Here is a 19,286-nt window from a genome sequence, read left to right as displayed (position 1 = left end):
TTCATTGAATGTCACTTAGCCGCATCTCCGTCACCGGCATTCGCAATCTGCAGCCGGTGACGCTAAACCCCTCCCCTCGTGTCAATATTCTCTACGGTGATAACGGTAGCGGGAAAACCAGTCTCCTCGAGGCGATTCATCTTCTTGGAATGGCCCGTTCTTTCCGCAGTACACGTCTAACACCTGTCATTAGTCATGAGCATTCCAGCTGCACGGTTTTTGGACAGGTCGAAATGGCTGATGGTCAGTCGAGCGCCCTGGGAATCTCCCGAGATCGCAGCGGTGAAGCGCGCATTCGGATTAATGGGCAGACCGTTCGAAGCGCAGCGGAATTGGCTGAAGCCTTACCGTTACAGCTGATCAATCCGGACAGTTTCCGCTTGCTTGAGGGTGCCCCCAAGCTCCGCCGCCAATTTCTGGATTGGGGTGTGTTTCACGTGGAACCCCGCTTTATTCAGGTCTGGCAGCGTCTCCAACAGGCTCTGAGGCAACGTAACTCGTGGCTGCGACATGGTACACTTGACCCCGCTTCTCAGGTGGCCTGGAGCCGCGAATTAAGCGCCGCGAGCGATGAAATCGATGGATACAGACGGGCTTATATTCAGGCGCTGAAGCCGATTTTCGAGGCCACTCTGGCGGCGCTTTTGGACCTCGAAGGTTTTCAGCTCAGCTACTACCGTGGCTGGGATAAAGGACGTTCTCTGAGTGAAGTGCTTGCGGCTTCAATCGAACGAGACAGGCTCATGGGACACACTCAGGCGGGTCCCCAGCGGGCTGACCTTCGATTGCGTATTGCTAACCATAATGCCGCGGAGACCCTATCCCGCGGCCAGCAGAAGCTGGTGGTGTGCGCGTTGCGGATTGCTCAAGGTCATCTGGTAAGCGAAGCCAAGCGCGGCCAGTGTATCTACTTGGTCGACGACTTACCGTCCGAATTGGACGATCAGCACCGGCTTGCGTTGTGCCGGTTGCTTGAACAGTTGAATTGCCAGGTATTTATCACCTGTGTTGATTCGAACATATTGCGAGAAGGCTGGTGTTGCGACACGCCAGTCTCAATGTTTCACGTGGAACATGGAGCGATAGCCCAAGACCACGGCCCCTCGGGAGTGAAGGCATGAGCGAAAACCACACGTACGATTCGTCCAGTATTAAGGTGCTCAAGGGCCTTGATGCCGTACGTAAGCGCCCCGGCATGTATATCGGCGATACGGACGATGGAACTGGTCTGCACCATATGGTCTTCGAAGTCGTCGATAACTCGATCGATGAGGCTTTGGCAGGTCACTGCAGCGATATTTCGATCACTATCCATGTCGATGAATCGATCAGCGTTCGCGATAATGGTCGTGGCATTCCGGTAGACATTCACGAAGAAGGCGTGTCTGCAGCGGAGGTCATCATGACTGTTCTGCACGCAGGCGGTAAGTTCGACGACAACTCCTACAAAGTTTCCGGCGGCCTTCACGGTGTGGGTGTTTCGGTAGTGAACGCCCTGTCCGAGGAGCTCATCCTGACAATTCGCCGGGAAGGTAAGGTTTGGGAACAAACCTACCGCCACGGTGTACCGCAAGCCCCGCTCGCCGCAGTCGGAGAAACCGAAGATTCGGGGACTGAAATCCACTTCAAGCCCTCGGCTGAAACCTTTCAGAATATTCACTTCAGCTGGGATATTCTCGCCAAACGGCTGCGTGAGCTGTCATTCCTGAATTCCGGTGTCGGAATCATCCTGCGCGACGAGCGCAACGCCAAGGAAGAGTTGTTCAAGTACGAAGGTGGGCTCAGTGCCTTCGTGGCCTATCTCAATACCAACAAGACGCCGGTCAATGAAGTGTTTCACTTCAATGTACAGCGTGACGATGGTGTCGGTGTCGAGGTAGCGCTGCAGTGGAATGACAGCTTCAATGAAAACCTACTGTGCTTCACCAATAACATCCCTCAGCGCGACGGTGGAACGCATCTGGCCGGTTTCAGATCGGCGTTAACGCGCAACCTGAACAATTACATTGAACAGGAAGGTTTGGCCAAGAAGCACAAGGTTGCTACGACAGGTGACGATGCGCGCGAAGGATTGACCGCGATCATTTCGGTCAAGGTGCCGGACCCGAAGTTCAGCTCGCAGACCAAGGACAAGCTGGTTTCGTCCGAAGTAAAGACCGCCGTAGAACAGGAGATGGGTAAGCACTTCGGAGATTTTCTACTCGAGCATCCCAACGAGGCGAAGGCCGTAGTTGGCAAGATGATCGATGCTGCGCGAGCACGTGAAGCAGCACGCAAAGCGCGCGAGATGACTCGACGCAAGGGTGCCTTGGACATCGCGGGCCTCCCCGGCAAGCTAGCCGACTGCCAGGAAAAGGACCCTGCCCTTTCCGAACTTTACATCGTGGAGGGTGACTCCGCGGGCGGTTCTGCCAAGCAGGGCCGCAACCGCAGGACCCAGGCCATCCTGCCGCTCAAGGGCAAGATCCTCAACGTCGAGAAAGCTCGTTTCGACAAGATGATTTCATCGCAGGAAGTGGGCACCCTGATCACCGCGCTCGGCTGTGGTATCGGTCGCGATGAGTACAACATCGATAAGTTGCGCTACCACAACATCATCATCATGACCGATGCCGACGTTGACGGTTCTCACATCCGGACGTTGCTACTGACGTTCTTCTTCCGCCAGCTGCCCGAGCTGATTGAACGTGGTTACGTCTATATCGCGCAGCCGCCGCTCTACAAGGTCAAGCGCGGTAAGCAGGAACAGTACATCAAAGACGACGAGGCGATGGACGAATACCTGACCCAGTCGGCTCTGGAAGACGCCAGCCTGCACGTCAACGAGCACGCGCCCGGCTTGTCCGGTGAGGCGCTAGAGCGTCTGGTCAACGACTACCGTACCGTGATGAAAACGCTTCAACGTCTATCGCGTCTGTACCCACAGGAGCTGACAGAGCATTTTATCTATCTGCCCAGGGTGACTGTCGAGCAGTTGGGTGATCACGCAGCGATGCAGGCCTGGCTAGAGCCCTACGCTGCGCTGCTGAAAGGCGTTGAACGATCTGGCCTGGCATACAAGGCAAGTCTGCGCGAAGACAAAGAGCGCAATCTGTGGCTTCCGGAAGTCGAGATCATTTCGCACGGGTTGGCGAGCTATATCACCTTCAACCGCGACTTCTTCGGCAGTAACGACTACAAGACAGTCACAGTGCTGGGTGACAAGCTGAACAGCCTTCTCGAGGAAGGAGCCTATGTTCAGCGTGGTGAGCGCAAAAAGCCGGTTTCCACGTTTAAGCAAGCTCTTGATTGGCTGATGACCGAAGGTACGCGACGTCACAGCGTTCAACGATACAAGGGGCTGGGTGAAATGAACCCTGATCAGCTGTGGGAAACCACGATGGATCCGGCAGTACGTCGGATGCTCAAAGTCACGATCGAGGATGCCATTGGTGCAGACCAGATCTTCAACACCCTCATGGGGGATGCTGTAGAACCCCGACGTGACTTCATTGAGTCGAATGCACTGGCTGTCTCCAACCTGGACTTTTGATAAAAGAAGAGATAATCGTCAGTAAGCAATAGCAAGAAACCCGGCCTAGGCCGGGTTTTTTGTTTCACGTGGAACGTCGCCATTTGAACCGTATAGTTTCGTTTAATCGTCATGCTTCGTTTAATCAATTTTCCGAACTCCTCTCCAGCTCTTAAGCTAGGTCCATCTAAATTCAACCGCTTCCTTTAATAAGCTTCTGAGTAAGGGGTAATCGACATGCTCGACAGCAACCTGAAATCGCAACTCAAAACCTATCTGGAAAAGGTCACCCAGCCGTTCGAGATCGTCGCGTCCCTCGGTGACGGCGCCAAGTCCCAGGAAATGCTCAGCCTGCTGGAAGATATCACCAGCCTGAGCGACAAGATCACTCTGCGCACCGACGGTGACGACGTTCGCCGGCCATCATTTGCGCTCAACCGCATCGGTGGCGACATCAGCCTGCGTTTCGCCGGCATTCCGATGGGCCACGAATTCACATCCTTGGTACTGGCCCTGCTCCAGGTGGGCGGTCACCCGTCCAAGACCGCGCCTGACGTCATCGAGCAGATCAAGAACCTCGACGGCGAATACAACTTCGAAACCTATTTCTCGCTGTCCTGCCAGAATTGCCCCGACGTGGTTCAGGCACTGAACCTCATGGCTGTGCTCAACCCGAATATAAGTCACGTCGCCATCGACGGTGCGTTGTTCCAGGAAGAGGTCACGGTGCGCCAGGTGATGTCCGTGCCGAGCATCTACCTCAACGGCGAGCTGTTCAGTCAGGGCCGCATGGGTGAAGAGGAAATTCTCGCCAAGCTCGACACCGGCGCTTCGGCGCGTGATGCCGAGAAACTCAGCGCTAAGGACGCCTTCGACGTGCTCGTGGTCGGCGGTGGCCCGGCCGGCGCTGCAGCGGCCATCTACGCGGCGCGTAAGGGCATCCGTACCGGTGTTGCCGCCGAGCGCTTCGGCGGTCAGGTGCTGGACACCATGGCCATCGAGAACTTCATCTCGGTCAACGAGACCGAAGGTCCGAAACTGGCCCGTGCGCTGGAAAACCACGTACGCGAATACGACGTCGACATCATGAACCTGCAGCGTGCGGCGCAGTTGATTCCCGCTTCAAGCGAAGGCGGTCTGCACGAGATCAAGCTCGAAAATGGTGGCTCGCTGAAAGCCAAGACGCTGATCCTGGCGACCGGTGCGCGTTGGCGCGAAATGAACGTCCCGGGCGAGCAGGAATACCGTGGCCGTGGCGTAGCCTACTGTCCGCACTGCGACGGCCCGCTGTTCAAGGGCAAGCGCGTCGCGGTGATTGGCGGCGGTAACTCGGGCGTGGAAGCGGCGATCGACCTGGCGGGTATCGTCGCTCAGGTCACCTTGCTCGAGTTCGACAGCCAGCTGCGTGCCGATGCGGTGCTGCAGAAGAAGCTGCACAGCCTGCCCAACGTCACCGTGATCACCAGTGCGCTGACCAGTGAAGTCATCGGCGACGGCAAGAAGGTTATCGGCCTGACCTACAAGGACCGCAACTCCAGTGAATTCCATGAGCTGGAACTGGAAGGTATCTTCGTGCAGATCGGCCTGTTGCCCAACTCTGATTGGCTGAAAGGTACGGTAGAGCTGACCTCACGCGGCGAGATCATCGTCGATGCGCGTGGCGAGACCTCGCTGCCGGGCATCTTCGCGGCAGGTGATGTCACCACGGTGCCATACAAGCAGATCGTCATCGCCGTTGGCGAAGGCGCGAAAGCCTCGCTGAGTGCCTTCGATCATTTGATTCGCAGCTCGGTCGAAGACTGAACGTTGGGGTAAAAAAAGGGGAGCAGACATCAGTCTGCTCCCCTTTTGTATTGCCCTATTTTTTTAGGTCAAACGTTGCGTTCCAATTCCGCCACGGTCGAATTGATCCAGTCTTCGGCGCGCTGGTTGAGCTCAGCTGCAGCCCGGGGACCTTCGCTCTCGGCATGCATAGCAGGACCTATGACCACCTGAATGACCCCAGGTCGCTTGCCCCAACCGGACTTGGGCCAGAACGTACCGGCATTGTGCGCGACAGGCAAAATCGGAAGCTTGGCGTTGACTGCCAGCGCCGCACCGCTGCGCGAGAACTTGCCGACTTGGCCAACGGGAACGCGAGTACCTTCTGGAAAGATCAACACCCAGGCACCCTGCTCGAGCCGTTCCAGTCCCTGCTTGGCGACCTGACGTAACGCCTCCTTGGGATTCTCACGGTCTATCGCAATGGGTTTGAGCAGCCGGATTGCCCATCCAAAGAACGGCACGTTGAGCAGTTCGCGCTTGAGCACCTGACTCAATGGTTCGAAGTAAGCCGAAAGGAAAAACGTTTCCCAGGTGCTCTGGTGCTTGGACAGAATCACGCAGGGCTTCTCCGGCACGTTTTCCGCACCGCTCACCTCATAACGCAGACCGATAACGGTCTTGGCTAACCAGACGGCGCTGCGGCACCAGGTCTGGACCACGAACCGGTAGCGTGTGCGGAATGACATGAAGGGTGCGAACACCAGGCTGACCAAACACCAGGCAAACGCCGTGAATGACAGCAACAGGTAGAACAGGACGATGCGAATCGGCAGCAAGGCGCTCATCGTTTCGCTCCCAACAGATGATCGACCACGGCAGCCAGGTCATCGAACACTTGGGTGCCAGGTGGCAGCGTACCGTCTGAAGCTTTCAAGCCTTTTCCGGTGCGAACCAGATAAGGCAGGCCGCCAAGACGCATGCCAGCAACCAGATCGCGTTGACTGTCACCTACCACCGGAACGCCCTTGAGATCGTCCAGATGGAAGTGTTCTGCGATCTGCTGGAACAAGCCGGGCAGCGGTTTGCGGCAATCACAACCATCGTCGGGACCATGCGGACAGTGCACGATCAAGTCGATGCGACCACCCTCTTCCATTGCTAGCTGCTGCATATTGAAATGCATGTCGCCGAGCGTAGTTGCGTCAAACAGACCTCGGGCAAGGCCCGACTGGTTGGTGGCGACTGCCACTGTCCAGCCGGCCTTGCACAACCTTGCGATCGCCTGGATCGAGCCTGGAATCGGAATCCATTCATCCAGACTCTTTACATAGGCGTCAGAGTCCTCGTTGATCACGCCGTCGCGATCCAGCACGATCAGCTTCACCGGCTTAGCCAAGTGCGGAAATATCGGCAACGCCAAGGAACAATCCTCTCAACCGGGCAAGCAAGGCATAGCGGTTGGCGCGGACCGAAGCGTCTTCGGCGTTGACCAATACCGCCTCAAAGAAGGCATCCACCGGGCCGCGCAGGTGCGCCAGACGCTCAAGCGCCTCGCGATACTGTCGATCCGCAGCCAGAGGCTGCACGGCTTGCTCGGCCTGCTGCAGCGCAGAATACAAAGAGAACTCGGTAGCGCTGTCGAAGTAACGTGGCTCGACGGTGGCTGGCAGCTTCGCCTCGAACTTGCTCAACAGATTCGAGACACGCTTGTTCGCTGCAGCCAAGGCCTCGGCCTCCGGCAGATTGCCGAACGCCTGTACGGCTTGCACGCGCTGATCGAAGTCGAGGGCCGAGCCCGGCCGAACGGCACGAACCGCCAGATAGGATGCCACCTCGACGCCTTCATCCTCATACCGTGCACGCAGGCGATCAAAGATGAATTCGAGAACCTGATCGGCCAAGCCCTCGGTTTTCACTTGGCCAGCGAACTGACTGATGGAGAAGCGCACCGCGGCGACCAGATCAAGATCCAGGCGCTTCTCGATCAGGATGCGCAGGATGCCCAAAGCCGCGCGGCGAAGTGCGTAGGGATCCTTGCTGCCTGTGGGAAGCATGCCGATGCCAAAGATGCCGACCAGGGTGTCGAGCTTGTCGGCCACAGCCAGGATGGCGCCTGTATGGGTGCTGGGTAGCTCTGCACCGGCACCGCGGGGCATGTACTGCTCATTCAGTGCCAAGGCGACGTCGGTGGGTTCACCATCGTTGACAGCGTAGTAGTAACCCGCGATGCCCTGCATTTCGGGAAACTCGGCCACCATTTCGGTAGCCAGGTCGCATTTGCTCAACAGGCCCGCGCGTGCTGCCCACTGCGCATTGCCGTCAGTGCGCTCGGCGATAAACGCGGACAGCTTGGAGACGCGCACTGCTTTGTCGTAGACAGTCCCGAGTTGAGCCTGGAAGACCACGTTTTTCAGGCGTTCGTTGAAGCTGTCGAGCGCTTGTTTCTTGTCCTGCTTGAAGAAGAACTCGGCGTCGGTGAGGCGCGGGCGCACCACCTTCTCGTTACCTGCAACGATCTGAGCCGGATTCTTGGATTCAACGTTCGCAACCGTGATGAAGCGCGGAAGCAGCTTGCCGTTGGCGTCCAGCAGACAGAAATACTTCTGGTTGTCCTGCATGGTGGTGATCAAGGCTTCCTGCGGCACTTCCAGGAAGCGTTCTTCAAAGGAACACACCAGCGGTACAGGCCACTCGACCAGCGCCGTCACCTCGTCCAGCAGCGCTGGCGGCACGATGGCGCGGCCGCTCTGCTCGCTGGCCAGCTGCTCGACCCGCTTGGCGATCAGCTCGCGACGCTCAGCAAAATCGGCGATGACGTAAGCGCCGCGCAGGTCTTCCAGATAGCTCGCTGGCTTGGAAATGCGGACCGGGTTCGGGCTGTGAAAGCGATGCCCGCGCGATTCGCGACCGGCGCGTTGCGTAAGAATAGTGCAATCGATGACCTGATCACCGAACAGCATGACCAGCCACTGCGTCGGCCGGACGAACTCTTCCCTAAGCGAGGCCCAGCGCATGCGCTTGGGGATCGGCAACTCGTTGAGCGATGTTTCGACGATAGCCGGAAGCAGCTCGGAGGTTGCCTGGCCGGGTATCGAACGGCTGTATCTGAGTTTCGGGCCGCTGCGGTCGATTTCTGCCAGATCAACGCCGCATTTGCGAGCAAAGCCCAAGGCCGCCTGGGTCGGCTCGCCTTCGGCGTCGAAGGCCGCCTGCAGAGGCGGCCCGTCGAGGTTGGTGCTGCGGTCAGGCTGTTCGGTGTCGAGCTGCTCGATCAATACCGCCAGACGCCGAGGTGCGGCGAAGGCCTGCACCCGACCATGCTTGAGGCCGGCGTCCTTCAAGCCCTTCTCGATGCCTGCGCGGAACGCGTCGGACAGTTTGCCCAGGGCCTTGGGCGGCAGCTCTTCGGTGCCGAGCTCGACCAGGAAATCCAGTGCACTCATTCTGCTGCCTCCAACTTGGCCAGTACTTCGTCACGCAGGTCCGGGGTGGCCATGGGAAAGCCGAGTTTGGCGCGCGCCTGCAAATAGCTCTGCGCGACCGAGCGAGCCAGCGCCCGCACACGCAGGATGTACTGCTGCCGTGCGGTGACCGAGATAGCCCGGCGCGCATCCAGCAGGTTGAAGGTGTGCGAGGCCTTGAGCACCATTTCATAGGTGGGCAACGGCAGCTCCAGTTCGATCAACCGGTTGGCTTCCGATTCGTAGAAGTCGAAGAGTTCGAACAGCTTTTCCACATTGGCGTGCTCGAAGTTGTAGGTGGACTGCTCCACCTCGTTCTGGTGGAACACATCGCCGTAAGTGACGGTGCCAAACGGGCCATCCGTCCAGATCAGGTCGTAGACCGAGTCAACGCCTTGCAGGTACATGGCCAGTCGCTCGAGGCCGTAGGTAATTTCGCCGGTCACCGGATAGCACTCGATGCCGCCTACTTGCTGGAAGTAGGTGAACTGAGTGACTTCCATGCCGTTGAGCCATATCTCCCAGCCCAGACCCCAGGCGCCCAATGTCGGGGATTCCCAGTTGTCTTCGACGAAGCGGATATCGTGGACCAGTGGGTCGACCCCGATGGCCTTGAGCGAACCGAGGTACAACTCCTGGAAGTTCTCCGGGTTGGGCTTGAGGACCACCTGGAACTGGTAGTAATGCTGCAGGCGGTTCGGGTTTTCGCCATAGCGGCCGTCGGTGGGCCGGCGCGAGGGCTGCACATAGGCAGCGTTCCAGGTCTCGGGACCGATCGCGCGCAGGAAGGTGGCGGTATGGAAGGTACCGGCGCCGACTTCCATGTCATAGGGTTGCAGAACGACACACCCCTGCTCTGCCCAGTAGTTTTGCAGGGCTAGGATCAGGTCTTGGAAGGTGCGCACGGCAGGCGTAGGCTGAGTCAAAATTTCACCTGTGCTGGCTTCGACAGAAAGCCTCGGAGTATACCCGATAACGGCTCGAACCCGTGGTGACGGGTGCTCTACGGCGTATCGCCACTCCCACTTTCCGATCTGCCATTCGCCTCGTTCAAGGACTTGAAAACATGCCGCGTTGCGCCTGGTGCAATGACGACCCGTTGTACATCGAATACCACGATAGCGAGTGGGGCGTGCCTACCCGTGATCCCCAGGTCCTCTTCGAATTTCTCATTCTCGAAGGTGCACAGGCAGGGCTGTCCTGGATCACGGTATTGCGCAAGCGAGAGCGTTATCGCCAAGTGCTGTTCGGCTTCGATCCGAAGCGTCTGGCACAGATGACCGATGCCGAAATCGACGAACGCATGCTCGACGCCGGCATCATCCGCAACCGTCGAAAACTGGAAGCCGCACGGTGCAATGCGCAGCGCTGGCTCGAGCTGGACGATCCGGCCGGTTGGTTGTGGTCCTTTGTGGGTGGCGAACCGAAGATCAACCATTTCGACTCGATCAGCCAGGTTCCGGCAGTAACCGCCGAAGCGGAGGCGATGAGCCGTGCGTTGAAGAAGGCCGGGTTCAGCTTTGTCGGGCCGACCATCTGTTACGCCTTTATGCAGGCGTGCGGCATGGTCATGGACCACACCACGGACTGTGATCAGTACCCGGAGCTGGCAACAACCGCGAGCAGCGCCTGACGTGACGGCTTCAGGAGTTGCCAACTGCACGAAGCAGTTACACTAGCGTCTTTGATTTTTCGGGAGAGATCCTTGGACAAGCTCAAAGGTGCGCTGGTGGTTGGCTTTCTGCGCCTGTTCGCCCTACTCCCCTGGCTCGCGGTTCAGGGGTCGGGTCGCTTCATTGGCTGGCTGATGTGGAAGCTACCCAACCGCTCTCGCGAAGTCGCCCGGATCAATCTTTCCAAATGCTTTCCAGAACTCGAAACTGCCGAACGGGAGCGCTTGCTCGGACAAAGCCTGCAGCAGATCGGCATGGCTTTTACTGAGAGTGCCTGCGCCTGGATCTGGCCAGCAGACAAGACGCTGCGTCTGGTCAAGGAAGTCCAGGGCCTTGAGGTCCTGGAGCAGGCGCTGGCTTCAGGCAAGGGTGTGGTGGGCATCACCAGTCATCTCGGCAACTGGGAAGTGCTCAATCACTTCTACTGCGCACAGTGCAAACCCATCATTTTTTATCGCCCACCAAAGCTCAAGGCGGTCGATGATCTTCTGCAACGCCAGCGTGTCCAGCTGGGCAACAAGGTCGCACCCTCGACTCGAGAAGGCATCATCAGCGTCATCAAGGAAGTCCGTAAGGGCGGCGCCGTGGGCATACCGGCGGATCCGGAACCCAGCGAAGGCGCTGGCGTGTTCGTGCCGTTCCTCGGCACGCAAGCGCTGACGAGCAAGTTTGTGCCCGGCATGCTCACGGGCGGCAAGGCTGTGGGCGTGTTTCTTCATGCGTTGCGCTTGGATGACGGTTCGGGCTACAAGGTGATCCTCGAGGCGGCGCCGCCTGCCATGTACGACGAGGATGTCGAGGTCGCGGTGGCGGCCATGAGCGGCGTCATCGAGCGCTATGTGCGTACCTGGCCGAGCCAGTACATGTGGACCATGAAGCGCTTCAAAAAGCGACCCGCCGGCGAAAAACGCTGGTATTAACGACAGCTCATCCAGCAAAGGGACTTCAATGAGCAACCCGAATCAGCGACAGCATCCGCGCGCACCGATGAAGTGCCGCATCCGCATCACCCATGAATCATTTGGCGAAGTGTTCGCGCACACCCGCGATCTCTCCGATGGCGGCGTGTATGTCAAACACCCGCAGCTGACCGAGCTGCAGCCGGGCATGACGGTCAGTGGGCAGGTTCAGGATCTCCCGATTCCCGCGCCGGTGCTGCAAATGGAAGTGATGCGGGTCGATGCCGAAGGTGTTGGGCTGCGCTTCGTCCAGCAAGAAGACTGATTCAGCAGCCCGCCCAGGCTTGAGCGGCTGGCCTAGCTGCCGGCCGGTTTGTTGAGTTTGCGAAGAAACACGTCCATTTCTTTCTCGGCCTGCTTGTCGCCATGCGCTTGCGCCGCGAGCAGGCCTTGTTCCCAGGCGCGCCTCGCGCCGTCTAGATCTCCACTGGCCTGTCGTGCCTTGCCGAGCAGTTTCCAGGCGGCAGAGTAGTTCGGATCCTGTTCGACGCTGCGTTGCAGGTGAATCGCGGCTTCTGCAGCGTCACCAGCGTCCAGATAACCCTTGCCCAGCCCGAAGCGCAGCATGGGGTTGTCCATGCCCTTGGCCAGCATCTTCTGCAGTGATTCGATCATCGCGCTCCCCTGGAAATTCAAACCTGCGGTAGCCGCCGAAGCAGTGGCGTACTCGCTCCATCAGCCTAGCTCGCCTGGGTGACTGCGCTGAGAAATTCCTGTGTGCGCGTCTCCTGGGGATTGCCGAACAGCTCGTCCGGGGTGCCCTGCTCGTGGATTCGGCCCTCGTTGAAGAAGCATACACGGTCGGCGAATTCCCGCGCGAAGCCCATCTGGTGAGTGACCATCAGCATGGTCAGGCTGTGCGCATCACCCAGACGGCGGATGACGTTGAGGACTTCGCCGCAGAGTTCCGGATCCAGCGCAGAGGTCACTTCGTCGAACAGCATGACCTTGGGCCGCATCGCCAAGGCTCGGGCAATGGCTACGCGCTGTTGCTGACCACCGGACAGTTGCGAGGGGTAATGGTCGAGTTTGTCTTCCAGACCGACCATGGCCAGCAGCTCTTCGGCACGCTCGCGGGCTTCCTTTTTCGACAGCCCTAGCACTTGCACCGGTGCTTCCATCACGTTCTGCCGAGTGCTCATGTGGGGGAACAGATTGAAGCTCTGGAACACCATGCCCACCTTGCCGCGGACGCGCCGCAGGTGCCGTGCGTTGGCGCGCACCAGATTGCCGTGGGCATCCGGCATGTGGGTCAGCGGTTCGTCATCGACCATGATCACGCCTTCGTCGATATCTTCCAGGGTCATCAGCGCCCGTAAAAGCGTGGACTTACCGGATCCACTGGGGCCGATGATGGCGACCTTCTCTCCGGTTCGTACATCAAGGTCGAGATGATTGAGCACGGTCAGATCGCCGAAGTGTTTGCTCACATCGCGAAACTGCACCATCAGCTCCGGCTCGTTGGCGGTGCCGGCTGAGTTCTGTGTGTCGCCGGCAGGCATCGATGCGTTCATCGGGCAAGCTCCATACGGTTTTCCAGTCGGCGTACGAACCAAGCGAGGCCGAGACTGAGAATGAGGAAGAACAGGCCGACCATGGTGATCGGTTCAAGGTAACGGAAGTGTTCCGAGCCGATGTTCTTGGCCCGCTGCATGATCTCCACCACCGTGATGGCGGAAAGCACGGGCGTGTCCTTGAGCATCGAAATCATGTAGTTACCCAGCGCCGGGAGAATTGGTCGCAACGCTTGCGGCAGGATTACCTTGCGGTAGGCGTTGAGCGGCTTCATGTTCAGCGCGGTGACCGCCTCCCATTGCGCACGCGGCACCGCATCGAGTCCGGCGCGGTAGACCTCGGCGGTGTAGCAGGCGTAGTGCAGCGCGATACCAAAGATGCCCGCCTGCAGCGCGGACAGGTTGAAGCCGTAGTTGGGCAGGACGAAAAACAGGAAATACACCTGAATCAGCAGCGGTGTGCTGCGGACGAACTCGATCAGACCGGTCATTGGCCAGGACAACCAGCGATGCCGGCTGCGACGCCCTACTGCCAGGAACAGCCCCAGCACGATGGCGATGGAAAACCCGGCGATGGTGATGCCGATGGTTTTCAGTGAGGCATCAAGCAGCCTGGGCAGAATCTCCCAGGCAAATTCCCAATCGAAGAAATTCATGACATGCCTCCCCGCATGCGGCCGCGCGCCAGTCGCCGCTCAAGGGTGCGCATGGAAAAGTTGATGATCTGTGCGAGCACGAAGTACATCACCAGTGCCAGGCCGAAGATTTCCAGTGTCATCAGGGTGGCCTGATCAAGCTGGCGAGCCCGGAAGGCCAGATCGGACAGCGTAATCAGTGACACCAGCGAGGTGTTTTTCAGCAGTTCGATCAGCAGGTTGGTACCGGGCGGGATGGCGGCCAGCAATGCCTGCGGCAGGATAACCCGGCGCAAGCGCTGGCCGGCGGTCATGTTCAGCGCCTGGCAGGCCTCGTACTGACCTTCGTGCACCGAGCGGATGGCGCCACGCAGTACCTCGGCACCATAGGAGCCGATGTTCAGACCGAGTCCGATCACGGCAACATTGAACGCGCTCATGGCGATATTGAACGGCGGCATCGGCAGGACAAAGTACAGCCAGAACAGCTGCACCAGCAGCGAACTGCCGCGGAAGACTTCGATGTAGACGATGGCCAGCCAGCGCAGCGGCTTGATTGGCGACAGTCGGCCCAGAGCGCCGATCAGCGCGGCGACAATTGCCAGCAGGGAGCCGAAAAAGGTGATCTGTACGGTCACCCAGGCCCCTTGCAGCAGGAGGGGGAGGAGTTCGGTCATCTTGGATTTCCAGTGGCCGGCGCGGCAGTAGCCGCTGAGAAGACAAGCGGCTCGCGAAGCTTGGCTGCGTGAGAGCGGTGACAGTCTTGCCAGCCAGCGTCCAGCAACGGGCAAAGGGCAGCAGCCAGCCGGGAGTGGCCATATCGCATGGGTGCGACAGGGTCGGGAGCAGGTCGCGGAGCAATGAAAAGGCTATTCACAGAGGAAAGTCCGGTGCGGCAGCCAGGCTGCCGTACCGGCTCCATTGATCAGGCGCTACACAACTCTTCGGCGGTCTTGTCGGTGATGTTCGAGCGGTCGAAGCCGAAGGGTTCGACGGTCTTCAGATGCTCTTCGCTGCCGAGCCATTTCTTCAGTTCGGCGTTGACTGCGTCACGCAGTGCCTTGTCTTCCGGGCGGAACGCCAGGGCGCCATAACCGGTGTTGGCCGGATCGTCCTTGAAGTTGTCGGTGGCTTCGACCTGATCCCCGGCCTTCTCCGCCAGGCCACGCATGGTCAGCTGGGTACCCACGGCTGCATCGGCGCGGCCGGTGCGCACGGCCTGCAGTTGTGAGGTGGTGTCAGGCACCTGAACGATCTGCGAATCCTTGATGCCGGCCTTGCGGGCGTAATTGAGATTGACGGTGCCGGACATGATGGCCAGCTTGATCGACTCATCCTTGGCGATGTCTTCGTAGCTCTGCAACTGCTTGGGGTTACCGGCCTTGACCAACAGGGTGTCCTGCAACTGGTAGTGCGGATCGGTAAACAGCACCTGCTTGCAGCGCTCGGGTGTGATGTACATGCCGGCTGCGATCAGGTCGAAACGGCTTGCGCGCAGCCCAGGGATCAGCGAGCCCCATTCCGTAAGCACGGGCTTGATGGTTTCGACGCCCATTGCCTGAAAAATCTTCTCTACGATCTCAGGGGATTCGCCGGTGACGCTGCCGTCAGTATCGGTGTAGGCAAAGGGGGTCTCGTTGGCGTAGCCGATACGAACGCTGCTCTTCGCCTTGATGTCGTCGAAGGTATCCGCCTGGGCCAGGCCACCGATGGATAGGCCGGTCACTACGGCGGAGGCCAGCAAAAGTTTGCCGAAACGGAAAGGACGTGCGCGATTCATCGTGAATTCTCCTGTGCTTTTTATCGTTCGCGGGCCGAGACCTGCAGTTCAGAGGGCAGCTTCAAGAGCATCAGGACAGGGCATTCCCTGCCTCAACGCGGCTTTCGACCCCTTCTTCTGCCGGAGGGTGCGCCGCGTTTCGCTGCCTGAGCATACAAAAGCGGTTTTCCTCATAGGATTGCACTAGGACAATTGCATGACATTGCGCTTCGGCCGATCCTGTTGGCTCGACGGAGGTGGAACGTCATGCACAACTGGAAAGACGCCTTGCTCGCCGCGCATGGCGGCGGATCGAAGTACAAGCTGCTGGTCACAGCCATCGCGACCGATATCGAGCGGGGTGAGCTGGAGGATGGCCAACGACTCCCAACGCAACGGCTGCTAGCCGAGCAGCTGGACATCAGCGTGCAGACGGTGACCAACGCCTACAAGGAACTGGAGCGCCAGGGCTGGGTGCGCTGCGAGGTCGGACGCGGCAGCTTTGTCAGTCGGCGTATCAGTGAGCGGGTCGCCACCTCCATGCTCGACCGCGGCGAACATTCGCTGCTCGACTTCTCCACGGCGCGCATCGTCCGCAACGAGCGCCATGACCGCTACTGGCGGCAGGCTTGCGCAGAACTGGCTGCCGAGCACGAACAGCCATGGATTCATGCCTGCCGGCCGATTGCCGGCTTTGAACATCACCGCGAGGCGGGCGTGCAGTGGCTCGCCGGGCTGGGCCTGTGTGTTGAACCACAGGATCTGCTGCTGACCAATGGCGCTTCCCAGGCGATCTTTCTTGCCCTTGCCTCGTTGGCCGGCCCCGATGACCTGGTGCTCTGTGAAAATTGTACGGATCACGGCGTGATCGGTACCGCGCAGGTGTTGGGCTTTAAGCTCCAGGGCGTAGAGGCTGACCGCGACGGCCTCGATCCGGAGCATTTCGAAGACATCTGTGCCAACGAACGTGTCACCGCGTTGGTCTGCACGCCGAACCTGAACAACCCCACCAGCAGCCTGATGCCAGACAGCCGTCGGCGAGAAATTACCGAGATCGCACGCCGCTACGGCGTCTACGTGATCGAAGACGACGTGTACGGCCCCTTGCTCGGTAACGACCGGCCGGCGCCGCCGCTGAGCCATTATCTGCCGGAGCTGGCCTTCTATTGCACCAGTCTGACCAAGTCCGTACTAACAGGCTTGCGCCTCGGCTACCTGGCGATGCCTCGACGGTTGGCGTTGCGCACCGAGAGCATTTTCAGGGTGAACAGCTGGATGGCAGCGCCCCTGCTTGGCGAGATCGCGACGCGCTGGATCGAGCGTGGCCGTGCTGAGGAGCTGGTGAGCCTGCAGCGGGAGTTGATCGCGGCTCGGCAGGCTGCGGTGAGCGCCGAACTGGGCGATTACCTGCGCGGCAGCCATCCGGCTTCGCTCAGTGCCTGGCTGGATGTTCCCGACCACTGGGATCTCGACGCCCTGCAGCACGAGTTGCGCGCGCGCGGTATAGCGCTGACGCTGCCTGATCCGTTCCTTCCGCCCGGCAGCCAAAGGCCCAGAGCAATGCGCCTATGCATCGGCGCGGAGTGCAGCGATCAGCGCTTGCGCACCGGCCTGGCAAACATCCGAGACGTTTTTGAGCAGTACCCGGAAATCCATGAATTTCGCGGCGCTCGTTAGCCACTCGGCGGCCTGCCGCTAAGCGCTTTGAGCCACGAATGCTGTTGCCCCTTGGGACAGACGGAGACAAATGCATCCGGGCGTTCCGACCGGCGCGCTATCCGCCAGGTCGAAATGACACTAGAATGCGCGCCGCTCGGGCCATGTCGGCGCGGCAATGGGTTCCCTAACCCCATCACCTCAAAAAGGAAATGCCATGTTGCAGCTCCCACCATCGGTCCGCCGCGCCACGTTGGCCGGTCTGATCGCGTTTCACATCCTCATCATCATCGCCAGCAACTATCTGGTGCAGCTGCCGATTACCCTGTTCGGCTGGCACACCACCTGGGGCGCATTCAGTTTTCCGTTCATCTTTCTCGCCACCGACCTGACCGTGCGCCTACTCGGCAAAGGCCCGGCGCGTCGAGTCATCGCGCAGGTGATGGTTCCGGCGCTGGTCGCTTCCTATGTGGTCTCGGTGCTGTTTCACCAGGGCGCGTTTGGCGGGTTCGCAGCGCTGGGTGAATTCAACCTGTTCGTGTTCCGCATTGCGGTCGCCAGCTTCCTTGCCTATGCGTTCGGCCAGATTCTAGACATTCAGGTGTTCGACCGGCTGCGGCGCTTGCGCCAGTGGTGGATCGCGCCAAGCGCTTCAACCATCTTTGGCAACCTGCTGGACACCTTTCTGTTCTTCTCCATCGCCTTCTGGCAGAGCGACGACCCCTTCATGGCGGCGAACTGGGTGGAGATTGCCAGCGTCGACTACGTCATCAAGCTGATCATCAGCCTGGCGCTGTTCGTTCCGCTCTACGGCATGCTGCTTAACGCCATCGTGCGTCTGCTGCCCGGCCAGCGCACGGTGACGGCATAAGCGAAGGGCGACGCGTCACCGCTCGATCGGGGCAAAGATCGAGCGGGGTGCGCTAGCGCTGCCTGTCAGAAGAAGGTAAGCCCGGCCTGGAACAGGCGTTCCACGTCGCGGATATGCTTCTTGTCGACCAGGAACAGGATCACGTGATCGCCTGACTCGATGACCGTGTTGTCATGGGCGATCAGCACTTCTTCGTCACGGATCACCGCACCGATGGTAGTGCCGGGCGGCAGGGCGATCTTGCCGATGGCCCGGCCGACCACCTTGCTCGAACGGGAGTCACCGTGGGCGATCACCTCGATGGCCTCGGCGGCGCCACGGCGCAAGGAGTGAGCGCTGACGATATCGCCGCGGCGCACGTGGGTCAGCAGCGTGCCGATAGTGGCCAGTTGCGGGCTGATGGCAATGTCGATTTCACCGCCCTGAACCAGGTCCACATAGGCCGGGTTGTTGATGATGCACATCACTTTGCGTGCGCCCAGGCGCTTGGCCAGCAGCGAGGACATGATGTTGGCCTCGTCGTCATTGGTCAGCGCGAGGAAGACGTCGGCATCGTTGATGTTCTCTTCCACCAAAAGGTCGCGATCAGAAGCGCTGCCCTGAAGGATGATGGTGCTGTCCAGGGTGTCGGAGAGGTAGCGGCAGCGCGCCGGGTTCATCTCGATGATCTTGACCTGATAGCGGCTTTCGATGGCCTCGGCGAGGCGCTCGCCGATGTGGCCGCCGCCGGCAATGACAATGCGTTTGTAGTTGTCATCCAGCCGGCGCATCTCGCTCATCACTGCACGGATATGGCCACTCGCGGCGATGAAGAACACCTCATCGTCCGCTTCGATGACCGTGTCGCCCTGCGGCAGGATTGCCTGATTGCGGCGGAAGATTGCTGCCACGCGGGTGTCGACGTTGGGCATGTGTTTGCGGATCTGGCGCAGCTCCTGGCCCACCAGCGGTCCGCCATAGTAGGCGCGTACGGCGACCAGCTGCGCCTTGCCCTCGGCAAAGTCGATCACCTGCAGCGAGCCGGGGTGTTCGATCAGGCGCTTGATGTAGTTGGTCACCACCTGCTCGGGGCTGATCAGTACGTCGACCGGGATCGCCTCGTTGCTGAAGAGACCTGAACGGGTGAGGTACACCGACTCGCGCACCCGCGCAATCTTGGTCGGGGTGTGGAACAGGGTGTAAGCGACCTGGCAGGCGACCATGTTGGTCTCGTCGCTGTTGGTGACGGCTACCAGCATGTCGGCGTCGTCCGCACCGGCCTGACGCAGCACCGTGGGGAATGAGCCACGACCGACTACCGTGCGGATGTCCAGGCGGTCGCCGAGGTCGCGCAGGCGATCGACGTCAGTGTCGACCACGGTGATGTCGTTGGCTTCGCTGGCGAGGTTTTCGGCAAGCGTACCGCCCACCTGCCCTGCGCCGAGAATGATGATCTTCACGCGATCGCTCCTGAAAGGCGGCTTGTAACCGCCACAGCATGAGG

18 protein-coding genes are annotated in these 19,286 nt (G+C 59.7%); 8 read left to right on the top strand and 10 right to left on the bottom strand.

Annotated features, from left to right (window positions below):
• Nucleotides 1–8 precede the first annotated feature (8 nt).
• From recF to ahpF, 3 genes are all read left to right on the top strand, one after another.
• Nucleotides 9–1,121, top strand: a complete 1,113-nt coding sequence (gene recF / locus ALTERO38_RS20035) for a DNA replication/repair protein RecF (RefSeq protein ID WP_148925720.1) — start codon at nt 9–11, stop codon at nt 1,119–1,121.
• Nucleotides 1,118–3,532, top strand: a complete 2,415-nt coding sequence (gyrB, locus tag ALTERO38_RS20030; RefSeq protein ID WP_148925721.1) for a DNA topoisomerase (ATP-hydrolyzing) subunit B — start codon at nt 1,118–1,120, stop codon at nt 3,530–3,532. Before recF ends, gyrB begins: the two co-directional genes overlap by 4 nt.
• Before the next feature lie 216 nt (nt 3,533–3,748).
• A complete protein-coding gene (gene ahpF / locus ALTERO38_RS20025; protein WP_159969467.1) occupies nt 3,749–5,314 on the top strand; it encodes an alkyl hydroperoxide reductase subunit F in 1,566 nt (521 codons plus the stop codon).
• 68 nt (nt 5,315–5,382) lie between these two features.
• Here the strand turns inward: ahpF and ALTERO38_RS20020 are convergent, their stop codons facing one another.
• Genes ALTERO38_RS20020 through glyQ form a run of 4 tightly spaced genes read right to left on the bottom strand, consistent with a single transcriptional unit; the run spans nt 5,383 to nt 9,662 of the window.
• Nucleotides 5,383–6,120: a 1-acyl-sn-glycerol-3-phosphate acyltransferase gene (locus tag ALTERO38_RS20020; protein ID WP_102837665.1), complete on the bottom strand. Its 738-nt coding sequence runs from the start codon at nt 6,118–6,120 to the stop codon at nt 5,383–5,385.
• On the bottom strand, nt 6,117–6,659 hold the full coding sequence (gmhB, locus tag ALTERO38_RS20015; RefSeq protein WP_102837710.1) for a D-glycero-beta-D-manno-heptose 1,7-bisphosphate 7-phosphatase: 543 nt from the start codon (nt 6,657–6,659) through the stop codon (nt 6,117–6,119). Before gmhB ends, ALTERO38_RS20020 begins: the two co-directional genes overlap by 4 nt.
• 4 nt (nt 6,660–6,663) lie before the next feature.
• A complete protein-coding gene (gene glyS / locus ALTERO38_RS20010) occupies nt 6,664–8,718 on the bottom strand; it encodes a glycine--tRNA ligase subunit beta (RefSeq protein ID WP_159969466.1) in 2,055 nt (684 codons plus the stop codon).
• Nucleotides 8,715–9,662, bottom strand: a complete 948-nt coding sequence (glyQ, locus tag ALTERO38_RS20005; protein ID WP_102837667.1) for a glycine--tRNA ligase subunit alpha — start codon at nt 9,660–9,662, stop codon at nt 8,715–8,717. Before glyQ ends, glyS begins: the two co-directional genes overlap by 4 nt.
• 140 nt (nt 9,663–9,802) lie before the next feature.
• Between glyQ and ALTERO38_RS20000 the strand changes: the two genes are divergently transcribed.
• The 3 genes from ALTERO38_RS20000 to ALTERO38_RS19990 all read left to right on the top strand — a co-directional run bounded on the left by ALTERO38_RS20000 (nt 9,803) and on the right by ALTERO38_RS19990 (nt 11,633).
• A complete protein-coding gene (locus ALTERO38_RS20000) occupies nt 9,803–10,369 on the top strand; it encodes a DNA-3-methyladenine glycosylase I (protein WP_159969465.1) in 567 nt (188 codons plus the stop codon).
• A 72-nt stretch (nt 10,370–10,441) separates the two neighbouring features.
• The gene (locus ALTERO38_RS19995) at nt 10,442–11,329 is read left to right on the top strand and encodes a lysophospholipid acyltransferase (RefSeq protein WP_159969464.1); all 888 of its coding nucleotides are present in this window, start codon (nt 10,442–10,444) and stop codon (nt 11,327–11,329) included.
• Nucleotides 11,330–11,357: 28 nt separating this feature from the next.
• Entirely contained in the window at nt 11,358–11,633 is a 276-nt protein-coding gene (locus ALTERO38_RS19990; protein ID WP_148925728.1) for a PilZ domain-containing protein, read from the top strand.
• Between the two features lie 32 nt (nt 11,634–11,665).
• On the opposite strand, the gene ALTERO38_RS19985 is transcribed toward ALTERO38_RS19990, so the two are convergent.
• The 5 genes from ALTERO38_RS19985 to ehuB form a co-directional block, all read right to left on the bottom strand.
• Nucleotides 11,666–11,983, bottom strand: a complete 318-nt coding sequence (locus ALTERO38_RS19985) for a tetratricopeptide repeat protein (RefSeq protein ID WP_159969463.1) — start codon at nt 11,981–11,983, stop codon at nt 11,666–11,668.
• A 65-nt stretch (nt 11,984–12,048) separates the two neighbouring features.
• Nucleotides 12,049–12,882 carry an ectoine/hydroxyectoine ABC transporter ATP-binding protein EhuA gene (gene ehuA, locus ALTERO38_RS19980; RefSeq protein ID WP_159969462.1) on the bottom strand — a complete coding sequence of 278 codons (834 nt, stop codon included), beginning with the start codon at nt 12,880–12,882 and terminating at the stop codon, nt 12,049–12,051.
• Nucleotides 12,879–13,538: an ectoine/hydroxyectoine ABC transporter permease subunit EhuD gene (gene ehuD / locus ALTERO38_RS19975; RefSeq protein ID WP_102837673.1), complete on the bottom strand. Its 660-nt coding sequence runs from the start codon at nt 13,536–13,538 to the stop codon at nt 12,879–12,881. The genes ehuA and ehuD overlap by 4 nt, the downstream gene beginning before the upstream one ends.
• On the bottom strand, nt 13,535–14,194 hold the full coding sequence (ehuC, locus tag ALTERO38_RS19970; protein WP_102837674.1) for an ectoine/hydroxyectoine ABC transporter permease subunit EhuC: 660 nt from the start codon (nt 14,192–14,194) through the stop codon (nt 13,535–13,537). Before ehuC ends, ehuD begins: the two co-directional genes overlap by 4 nt.
• 248 nt (nt 14,195–14,442) lie before the next feature.
• The gene (ehuB, locus tag ALTERO38_RS19965) at nt 14,443–15,297 is read right to left on the bottom strand and encodes an ectoine/hydroxyectoine ABC transporter substrate-binding protein EhuB (RefSeq protein WP_159969461.1); all 855 of its coding nucleotides are present in this window, start codon (nt 15,295–15,297) and stop codon (nt 14,443–14,445) included.
• A 246-nt stretch (nt 15,298–15,543) separates the two neighbouring features.
• Here ehuB and ALTERO38_RS19960 point away from each other — a divergent pair, with 246 nt between their 5' ends.
• Both ALTERO38_RS19960 and ALTERO38_RS19955 read left to right on the top strand, forming a co-directional pair.
• Complete coding sequence (locus ALTERO38_RS19960; protein ID WP_159969460.1) at nt 15,544–16,953, top strand: PLP-dependent aminotransferase family protein; 1,410 nt, start codon at nt 15,544–15,546, stop codon at nt 16,951–16,953.
• A gap of 196 nt (nt 16,954–17,149) precedes the next feature.
• Nucleotides 17,150–17,803: a 7-cyano-7-deazaguanine/7-aminomethyl-7-deazaguanine transporter gene (locus ALTERO38_RS19955; RefSeq protein WP_148925733.1), complete on the top strand. Its 654-nt coding sequence runs from the start codon at nt 17,150–17,152 to the stop codon at nt 17,801–17,803.
• Between the two features lie 65 nt (nt 17,804–17,868).
• On the opposite strand, the gene trkA is transcribed toward ALTERO38_RS19955, so the two are convergent.
• Nucleotides 17,869–19,242 carry a Trk system potassium transporter TrkA gene (gene trkA, locus ALTERO38_RS19950; protein WP_102837678.1) on the bottom strand — a complete coding sequence of 458 codons (1,374 nt, stop codon included), beginning with the start codon at nt 19,240–19,242 and terminating at the stop codon, nt 17,869–17,871.
• Between the last annotated feature and the right edge of the window lie 44 nt (nt 19,243–19,286).

Origin of the sequence: Pseudomonas sp. 9Ag (assembly GCF_902506445.1) — a bacterium.
In the GTDB taxonomy this organism is placed as follows: domain Bacteria; phylum Pseudomonadota; class Gammaproteobacteria; order Pseudomonadales; family Pseudomonadaceae; genus Stutzerimonas; species Stutzerimonas stutzeri_AB.
Note: the sequence above shows the minus strand (reverse complement) of the source record. Positions and strands in the feature narration are given on the sequence as shown.

Excerpts from the sequence above, each read along its gene's own strand:
- recF (WP_148925720.1), top strand. The coding sequence starts at position 9 with ATGTCACTTAGCCGCATCTCCGTCACCGGCATTCGCAATCTGCAGCCG.
- gyrB (WP_148925721.1), top strand. The coding sequence starts at position 1,118 with ATGAGCGAAAACCACACGTACGATTCGTCCAGTATTAAGGTGCTCAAG.
- ahpF (WP_159969467.1), top strand. The coding sequence starts at position 3,749 with ATGCTCGACAGCAACCTGAAATCGCAACTCAAAACCTATCTGGAAAAG.
- ALTERO38_RS20020 (WP_102837665.1), bottom strand. The coding sequence starts at position 6,120 with ATGAGCGCCTTGCTGCCGATTCGCATCGTCCTGTTCTACCTGTTGCTG.
- glyS (WP_159969466.1), bottom strand. The coding sequence starts at position 8,718 with ATGAGTGCACTGGATTTCCTGGTCGAGCTCGGCACCGAAGAGCTGCCG.
- ALTERO38_RS20000 (WP_159969465.1), top strand. The coding sequence starts at position 9,803 with ATGCCGCGTTGCGCCTGGTGCAATGACGACCCGTTGTACATCGAATAC.
- ALTERO38_RS19990 (WP_148925728.1), top strand. The coding sequence starts at position 11,358 with ATGAGCAACCCGAATCAGCGACAGCATCCGCGCGCACCGATGAAGTGC.
- ALTERO38_RS19985 (WP_159969463.1), bottom strand. The coding sequence starts at position 11,983 with ATGATCGAATCACTGCAGAAGATGCTGGCCAAGGGCATGGACAACCCC.
- ehuA (WP_159969462.1), bottom strand. The coding sequence starts at position 12,882 with ATGAACGCATCGATGCCTGCCGGCGACACACAGAACTCAGCCGGCACC.
- ehuD (WP_102837673.1), bottom strand. The coding sequence starts at position 13,538 with ATGAATTTCTTCGATTGGGAATTTGCCTGGGAGATTCTGCCCAGGCTG.
- ehuC (WP_102837674.1), bottom strand. The coding sequence starts at position 14,194 with ATGACCGAACTCCTCCCCCTCCTGCTGCAAGGGGCCTGGGTGACCGTA.
- ehuB (WP_159969461.1), bottom strand. The coding sequence starts at position 15,297 with ATGAATCGCGCACGTCCTTTCCGTTTCGGCAAACTTTTGCTGGCCTCC.
- ALTERO38_RS19960 (WP_159969460.1), top strand. The coding sequence starts at position 15,544 with ATGCACAACTGGAAAGACGCCTTGCTCGCCGCGCATGGCGGCGGATCG.
- ALTERO38_RS19955 (WP_148925733.1), top strand. The coding sequence starts at position 17,150 with ATGTTGCAGCTCCCACCATCGGTCCGCCGCGCCACGTTGGCCGGTCTG.